Origin of the sequence: Pseudoalteromonas sp. SR41-1, from assembly GCF_014164015.1 — a bacterium.
Classification (GTDB): Bacteria; Pseudomonadota; Gammaproteobacteria; order Enterobacterales; family Alteromonadaceae; genus Pseudoalteromonas; species Pseudoalteromonas distincta.
The window spans coordinates 241,337-250,495 of sequence record NZ_JACJEK010000004.1 but is presented as its reverse complement, the minus strand read 5'-3'; the positions used below and the strand labels follow the sequence as shown (position 1 = coordinate 250,495).

Below are 9,159 nucleotides of genomic sequence, written 5' to 3'. Positions count from 1 at the left end.
GGGGCAATTTACTCTTTGTTGCCTACATGGATGTAGGTAAGGGGCGTGAGCAGGACGCGGAAGCTTTGCTCGGTTTTTACTTAGCCCGCTAGGTTACAAACCTCACGCCGCGATTAAATCGCCCCAAGATTGAACAAATTTTAATCCTGAAAGGTCAACAGGCCCTAGTCATTTAAATAATATTCAACACTGGTTACCACTCTTATATTTTTTATTTGCGGTGTGTTTGAATCTCGATTACTGATACTAAATTGCCCTTGGCGAGCTGTTTTTATTTTGCCTAATTTTGAATTAGAGTCTTTAGCAAATTTATTAGCGACTTCACGCGCTTTTTCAGTTGCTTCTTGCACCATCGCAGGCTTTACATCATTGAGGCCAGTAAAGATGTATTCAACTTTTGTTTCGTAGCTATCTTGCACTATTGCGATATCTTGTTTAGCAAGTTGGCTTACTTTACTCAGCGCGTTTTGCACTTTATCTGGCGCAGCAGAATAAACAATAATATTTGAGCGCACTATGTATCTAAATTGTTGATTTTCATTACTGTATTCACGTGCTTGCTTATCAATAACTGACTGGCTACCTATTGTTATTTCATCGTCGTCAAAACCATGGAGTTTTAAAAAAGCAGTTACCGCATCATTTTTTTTCTCAACTCGGCTTACTAATTTTTCAAGGTTATTGTCGGCATCACTAAATTGCAGAGGCCAAATTACCGTATCGGCTATTACTTCTCGCTCGGCCAATCCCTTAACCTGCACAGTACGTTCCATCCCTTTCACACTCAAAGCGGTACTTTTTAAAATAAACCCTAAGCTAATTAAGCCTATACTTAAACAAATAGCCGCTATAACAATGTAAAAACCGGGGGTTTTATTCACAATAATCTCCTTGATTGATATCAATAATAAGCATCGAGACGCTCGAAATAACACAGTAAACAGGGTACATTGAGACTATAAATAACGCAAAATTTAATCAGCCTAGGAAAAACCATGAGCCTTAAGCGTATAACCCAATTTTTTAACCCAAGCTCAGTGGCCGTTATTGGCGCCTCTAACATATCAACTCGGGCTGGTTTTGTGGTTATGCGCAACTTACTTCAAGGTGGCTTTAAAGGGCCAATAATGCCTGTTACTCCAAGCCATAGCGCAGTACATGGCGTACTTGCTTACCCTTCTATTGCTGACTTACCAAAAGTACCCGACCTTGCTGTTATTTGTACTAACAAAAACACCTTAATTGATATTATTGAGCAGCTTGGAGAGCTTGGCTGTAAAACCGCTATTGTTATTGCCGATGGGCTGTCTGGGGAGCAAAAAAGCGCGCTTAAAGCATGTGCTCAAGCCAAGCAAGTTACTTTGCTTGGACCCAACTGTTTAGGCTTGCTGATCCCTCATATTGGTTTAAATGCGAGCTTTTCACATACCGTGGCAAGCCCAGGTAAAATAGCATTTGTATCACAATCAGCAGCAGTATGCTCAACCATTTTAGATTGGGCTAAAAACAAAGAAATTGGCTTTTCATATTTTGTATCAGTAGGCGATTGCCTTGATATAAACTTTAATGAACTACTCGACTTTTTAGGTCGTGATGCTAAAACCAAAGCTATTTTACTCTACATAGATAACATTGAAGATATTCGTGGCTTTATATCAGCAGCAAGAGCCGCGGCCTTTAGTAAGCCTGTAATTGCGATTAAAACAGGTAAAACAACTGCGGGCGCACTTGCAGCCGAAATTCACACCGGTGGAAAGCAAAGCTCTGACGCTGTTTACGATGCGTTATTTCAACGAGCGGGTATGCTGCGTGTAAATGATTTACGAGAGCTATTTGCAGCGACACAAACACTCGCCATGCATCCAAAATTATTAAAAGTAGAACAACTGACAATTTTAACTAATGGTGGCGGCCCGGGTGTTATGGCTGTTGATGAGCTAATTCAAAGCTCCGGTAAATTAGCAGAACTAAGCATTGAAACCCGAAATGCGCTAAATAAAGTCATTCCACAATCAGAAACCACCTCAAACCCTGTGGATATTTTTGGCGACTCAGCACCTGCGCGTTATAAGCAAGCATTAGAAATTTTACTGCACGCAAAAGAAGTTAAAAACTTACTGATTATCCATACTCCCTCAGCGCTTGCGCCCAGCGAAGACTACGCCAACATTATTGTAGAAACCTTACAAACATTACCCAAAATGGCGCGCCCTTACGTTATAACTAACTTTATGGGTGAAGACGCATCTTACGCCGCCAGAAAAGTGTGCTCAAACAACGCAATACCCACTTATCGTACGCCCGAAGGGGCTGTAGGCGCATTTATGCACTTGGTAACGTATCGTCGTAACCAAAAGCATTTAACGCAAACACCTGAGTCGAACACTGATGACGCTAAAATAAATAAGGTGGCAGCTAGAACCCTTATTAATGAGTTTTTAGATGATGGACAAAGCTACTTACCTACTCATCAGGCAAGCCAAGTATTGAACCACTATGGTATTAAATGCATTCAAACTGAGGTCGCTTACACCCCAACAGAAGCCAAAGAGCAAGCCATAGAGCTTGGTTTTCCAGTCGCATTAAAACTGATTAGTCCAAGTATTGCCTCAAAGTCTGAAGTAGGTGGGGTGGTGCTTAATTTAAACGACGCCAACGAGGTTGGACAAACTGCTTTTGCGATGCTTATCCGTATTAAAAACACTTATCCGGATGCTGTTATTGAAGGGTTTTCATTACAAAAAATGGCGCCGCGAGCAGGCGCAAATGAGCTGCGAATTGCAATTAAAACCGAGCCTAATTTTGGCCCAGTTATATTATTAGGTGAAGCAGGCACCGGCCTTGAATATGCACAAGCCGCCGTTGCTCTGCCTCCACTGAATATGAACTTGGCAAAGTATTTAATTGCCGCAGCGCACGACAAAGGCGTATTAAAGGAGCGCATACTCCCCGAGAAAGTTGATAAGTATCGTTTATGTGCACTGCTAACGCGTATTTCTCAGTTAGTTATTGATCAACCCGATATAAGCTCAATGGAACTAAATCCTATACTTGCCAGCAATGGACAGTTTTTAGTGCTCGATGCCACTATGACACTTAACCGCTATCAAGCTCAGAGCAATCGTAAGCGCTTATCTATTCGTCCCTACCCTATAGAACTTGTTGAAGTGGTAACACTTAAAAATAACACTCAAGCTACGCTCAGACCGATAAAACCGGAAGATGAACAAGCCCATAAAGTATTTGACGAGTCACTTAACAAAGAAGACAGATATAAACGCTTTTTTGGCGAGCTTCCACAGTTTAACCACGATCAACTCGCTAAAATGACGCAAATTGATTACGACCGTGAAATGGCGTTTATTGTGTGCCAACGCTTTGAAGGTAAAACCCGTACACTGGGTGTGTCTCGCGTCATTATGGACCCCGATAACCTGCATGCTGAGTTTGCCATTGTAGTACGCTCAGATTGCCAAGGTTTAGGGCTTGGTCGCATACTAATGAGTGCAGCAATTAACCACTGTAAACGCCAAGGTGTGGAATCGATTGAAGGCATAACCTTACCAGAGAATACAGGGATGATTGAGCTTGCCCGTAAGTTAGGTTTTAAAATTAGTCGCGACTTTGAAGAAGGCAGTATTAACATGGTACTTAAACTTAAATAATGAATGAACCACACACTTTAAGACAAAAAATGGCTTGCCTGTTTGAAGGCACAGGCCAGTACCATCGAGCGGGACATATTCTTGATATTGCACTCATTAGCTTAATAATGATTAACGTTGTAGCCATTGTTATTGAGTCAATCCCAAGTGTGGCAGAGCAGTATTACTACGAATTCTTAGTTTTAGAAATTGTATCGGTCGCTATTTTTGCTATTGAATACTTAGCCAGGCTTTGGGCCTGTGTAGATAAAACACAATATGAAGCAATGGAAGGCTCAAACAGTAAACGCAGATTAAAGTATTTTTTATCACCACTTGCGTTAATCGACTTAATAGCGATTTTACCAAGCTTAATGATGTTTTTATTTCCTCTCGATTTACGTTTTTTACGCGTGCTCCGACTATTAAGGGTATTTAAACTCACTCGCTACTCACGCGCCATGCAGCTACTTTTAAAAGCCTTTAACGATGAAGGTAGTTCATTAATGGCTGCTTTTTTTATAATGGCCGTTGTGCTTATTTTAGCTTCATGCGGAATTTATTTAATTGAGCACGATATACAACCCGATAAATTTGGCTCTATTCCTGCGGCTATGTGGTGGGCAATGGCAACACTAACGACCGTTGGTTATGGCGATGTAGTACCTATAACGCCATTGGGTAAGTTTTTCGGTGGCGTTATCACACTACTGAGCATGGGTATGGTCGCTATTCCTACCGGATTACTGGCATCTAGTTTTTCAGAACAGATACGTAAACGGCGTCAGTTTTTTGAAGACGCAGTGCACGAGTCAATTCAAGATGGTACACTTAATGATACCCAACAAGTACACCTAGAAGAGCTACGCCATAAGTTAGGCTTGAGTAAACTAGAAGCTAATAAGGCCATTAAAACGCAGTTAAATGAGCATAACAGCCATTTGTTTTGCAGACACTGCGGTAAAAGGCCTTAAACAAGTACTGCTATGATTAATTAAATATATCACTCCAATCGCGATTAATAAGCGCGAGTACTTCGGTATTAGGTACCGGTTTACTAAATAAATACCCTTGGAAATGCTTGCACCCTCTCGCCTTTAAAAAAGCAAGTTGGTGCGAGCTTTCTACGCCCTCAGCGACACACTCTTTGCCTAAACTATCTGCAAGCGCGAGTGTTGATTGGATAATGGCCTCATCATCAGAGTCTATGCCTATGTCTTGTACAAAGCTTCTATCTATTTTAAGTACATCAATAGGAAAACGTTTTAAATAAGTAAGCGATGCGTAACCTGTACCAAAATCATCCATGTACAATCTACAACCCAACTTTTTAAGTTGTTCCATGCTGTGCAGCGCTTCTTTTGAATCACGCATTAATATTGATTCGGTTATTTCAAAAACAATTGCCTCAGATGATACACCTGAATTATTTAACGCTTTTTTAATTTCAGGTACGAGTTCTTTAAACTCAAAATCTAGTGCTGATAAGTTAATAGATAAATACAGGTTAGGTGAGGCTTTTCGCCACTCTTTTAACTCCAATAAAGCGCGCGCAAAGGTCTGCAGCATAATTTTTGTAATTAAGCCTATCCCCTCTGCAGCCAGCGAAAACTCTTGAGTTTGTACTAGTTTATTTTCGGGCCAACGCAGCAGCACTTCAAAGCCTTCTGTTTTTTGGCTCTTAGCATTAATAATAGGCTGATAGTAATTACAAAACTCTTCTTCTCGATACGCTCTAGTAAGCTGAGATTCAAGATGCAGCGCTCTTTGAACATGCTGGTTCATCTCTTGCTTATAAAACTGGTAGCGCCCTTCTAAAGAGTCTTTTGCATGATATAACGCTATGCTCGCAGCTTTTAAAAGTGCGGGGCCTTGCTCTGCGTCATCTGGCGATATCGACACACCAATACTTAAATTAACGTTTACAACTTGACCATTAATCGCAATATTTTGATTCACGCAATCCATCAACTTAGTACATATTATAAGTACTTGCTCTATCTGATGAATATCTTCTACTAACACAACAAACTCATCGCCACCAAATCGCGCAACACTATCCGATGGTCGCAAAGAGCACTTTAAGCGCTCAGCAACTTCTTTAATTAGCTCATCAGCCGCTTCGTGCCCTAATGAGTCATTAAAGTATTTAAAACGTTTAATATTGATATGTAACAAAGCCACTTTGCATCCATGCAGTTTTGCTTGTTCAAGGGCGTGTTCAACGCGGTCATTAAATAATGTACGATTTGGCAGCCCAGTTAAGGCATCGTAGTTGGCCAATAGGTGCAGCTCGTTTTCAGCTGATTTTTGTGCGTTTATATCGGTTAAAATAATGACATAACTATTAAGGCGCTGCTCGTTATCGGCCACTGCACTTATTTTCACAAGTACATGACGCGATTCACCATTAGCTAAAACCACACTGTCTTCGCACGAAAAATGCTCCCCAACAGATAGCTTTTGCATAATGCGTAAATAATCAAAACGATTGCTGCGCGATATACCTAAATTTAAAGTCCGGCTAGATAACGACTCAGCGGTGAAGTTAAAGGCGGTTTGCAGTGATTTATTAGAAGCCCGAATATTTAAGTTTTTATCGAGTATAAACACCCAATCACGTGTTTGCTCAAATGCTGCCGTAAATAGTAAAGCGTGTTCTTCAAACACCATCTCACGGGTCATATTTGTATAAGTACCCGCTACTTTTTGTGGAGTTTTATCATCCCACTCAACTACTTTTCCAAAGTCCTTATACCAGCGCCAATAGCCTTTTGCATGGCGCAGGCGGTAGGTACAATTAAAGTAGCCTTTATCGGTAGATAAAAATTCAAGCCACTCTAAGCGAAATAGCTGTTTGTCCTGCGGATGAATTTTAGATAAATATTCATCAAGGCTTACGGTTTCATTTTCGTAGCTTAACTCACTCGCTAAGCGGGGTTGGTAAATGCTTGGGTTGCTCGACTCCCAATCCCAGACACCCGATTCGCTGCCTTCAAGTGCTAATTTTAAACGCGCTTCGCTTTCTTTACTTTCTTTATTTGCTGCCAATAAAATACGCTGAATTTTATTACGGCGCATAACCCACATAGCAACAAAACCAATAAACAGCATGGCGTAAAGCACCATAAAATAAGGTGCACGCCAAAGCGGATACTTTACTTTTATTTTTAAAATAGCAGGCGAGGTATATTCGCCAGTCAGGGGGTCTTTAGCCCAAACTTTTAATTGGTAATTACCTGGATTCAATTTTGGAAACAATACGCGGTTGTTATTTCGAGTATAACTTTTTTGTCCGTTATCGAGTTGATACTCATAAATAATGCGTTCTTGATTACTAAATGCCATAGCCGAAAATGCCACTTCAAGTCCAATATCATCATGGTTTAACACAACCTCGTTAAGAGGCTGTTTTAAATCAAGCGATAGATCTCGTGACATTAAATCAACTCGCGTAATATTTACGTGATCAATAAGTGACTGGTAATTTTGGTTTTCCATTGGGTGAAAATAAGTAAAACCTTTTAAGCTACCATACGCAATATGGCCATCTTTAAGCTGTGCCATGGCGTTACTATTAAACTCAGCAGAGAGTAACCCTTCTGACGTAGAAAATTGTTGAAAATGAAGTGTTTCTGGGTTTAATCGCCAAATGCCTTTATGGCTACTCATCCAGATCATGCCATCATCATCTAGCACCATATCGTAAAGCAGTGTGCCTAATTTATTCTTCTCTAAATCGATTGTATGTACTAATTGATAAGTAGATGCGTCAAGGCCTATCAAGCCAAAATTAGAAAGTGATATCCACAATATATTGTTGTTATCAATTAAATAAGAAAGCACGCTAATGGCTACGTTTTCGTGCTGCTTTGGCACTTTGTAAATCATTTTAAGTGCTAAATCACTTGGGTTTACTTGATATAAAATTCCAGCATTAAAAAATAGTGGCGAGTCTGGCTTATTGCTCAACGCGGGTAAAAAGCCATGAGCTAAAAAGGGTTCAAACTGGTCAAACTGGCCACCCAGACGCGTTATTACTTGAGAATCTATATTGTATATAAATACCCCATGATCTGAGTGCACAAAATATAGATCGCCATTTGGCATGAGTGTAACGCCATGCACTCTACCAGTAATCAGCTCTTGATCAGCAGGGTTATGCACTTTTGGTTCGCTAACTTGATGCGTTACAGGGTCAAAAATAAATAAACCACGGTTTGTATAAAGCCATAAATTATCTTTATAGGGCGTTATTTCATATACGGTAAACTCAGTGGTGAGTAAGTCGACTTTGTAGTCTTTTAAATAAGCTTTACCAATATTTGTTTTTAAATCAACCTCGGTAATACCGTTATGCGTTGCAAGCCAAAGCTTGTCTTTATATTCGGTAATCCCCCAGATAGAGTGATGTGATAAACCATCCCCCCCGAGCAAAGTGCCATCGACATTATTAAAATGATAGCTGTCGTGAGATAAGTAAAACGCTCCATCAGTCTTAGTCGCAACCCATGTACCACCCGATTTATCTTTAGCCATATCAATAATACTGGTATCGGCAAGTGTGTACTTACTTTTGGCTATTCGAGTATTTTTAATCATCTCTTTTGTGTTTAAATCAAATTTAAACAAGCCTTTGTCGGTAGCTAAATCTATTGTTCCGTGTTCGTTTACTATGCTCCAAACATTTAAGTCACTTAGTAATACTTTACTTTTAAAAGGTAAATCTGGGCGTTCAAACATTTTTGATAAGTTACTAATATCAACTTCGTATAAGCCTTGTACCGCCCCTACTAACAACTGTTTATTTTCACCTAATGCGAAAGACTTCACATTATTTTGGTAAATATGTTCAGCTTCACCTTTTAAATGCTGTAGAGGTCTAACTTGCTCGGTGGCAATATCAAATACGTATGCACCATGGCTTGTACCTATAAATATATAACCATTGTAGGCAAACAGCTTTCTCACAAGGGTATTTTTATATTTAGCAGGCAGCTCAAAAATAGTTGTTATTTTTCCGGTTGCGATATCAAGCTTTGCAAAATCGCGGCCTCGCCCAATCCAAAGTGTTTTTTTATCAACGGCCACCATACTAAAAACAGACTGATTGATAATTTCTTCTTCACTGGTCGGTTTTTCTAGAAATTGCTGATATGAATCTGTTACGGGGTCGTATCTAAACAGGCCTGCAAGTAAAGAGGCTATCCAAATGTGCCCTTGAGGGTCTTGGTAAATACGATCGATGATCGCCTCTTCTAACTCACCATTAGGGCCGTTTATTGGAATAACTTGATAGCCATCATAACGATTAAGCCCGGCCTCTGTCGAAAGCCAAAGGTAACCGTTAGTGTCTATAAGCATTGTATTAACGTAGCTTTGTGATAAGCCTTCGCTAGGAGATAAACGTTTTACTTGTGCCCCTACTTGGCAACTTAGAATAGTTATTAAAACTACAAAGCAACTAATGATCCCATTAACGTATTTACTCATGCTTATTCCATATTATTATTTA

General features: G+C 40.0%; 4 protein-coding genes. 2 read left to right on the top strand and 2 right to left on the bottom strand.

Annotation, left to right across the window (positions count from 1 at the left end):
* Positions 1-164: 164 nt before the first annotated feature.
* Positions 165-881: an SIMPL domain-containing protein gene (locus H5118_RS05245; protein WP_002962579.1), complete on the bottom strand. Its 717-nt coding sequence runs from the start codon at positions 879-881 to the stop codon at positions 165-167.
* A 114-nt stretch (positions 882-995) separates the two neighbouring features.
* On the opposite strand from H5118_RS05245, the gene H5118_RS05240 reads away from it, so the two are divergent.
* Together H5118_RS05240 and H5118_RS05235 are read left to right on the top strand one after the other, a co-directional pair.
* Complete coding sequence (locus H5118_RS05240; RefSeq protein ID WP_182748024.1) at positions 996-3,665, top strand: bifunctional acetate--CoA ligase family protein/GNAT family N-acetyltransferase; 2,670 nt, start codon at positions 996-998, stop codon at positions 3,663-3,665.
* Complete coding sequence (locus H5118_RS05235) at positions 3,665-4,618, top strand: ion transporter (RefSeq protein ID WP_182748022.1); 954 nt, start codon at positions 3,665-3,667, stop codon at positions 4,616-4,618. The genes H5118_RS05240 and H5118_RS05235 overlap by 1 nt, the downstream gene beginning before the upstream one ends.
* Before the next feature lie 16 nt (positions 4,619-4,634).
* Here the strand turns inward: H5118_RS05235 and H5118_RS05230 are convergent, their stop codons facing one another.
* Positions 4,635-9,137, bottom strand: a complete 4,503-nt coding sequence (locus H5118_RS05230; protein ID WP_182748020.1) for an EAL domain-containing protein — start codon at positions 9,135-9,137, stop codon at positions 4,635-4,637.
* Positions 9,138-9,159: the final 22 nt, after the last annotated feature.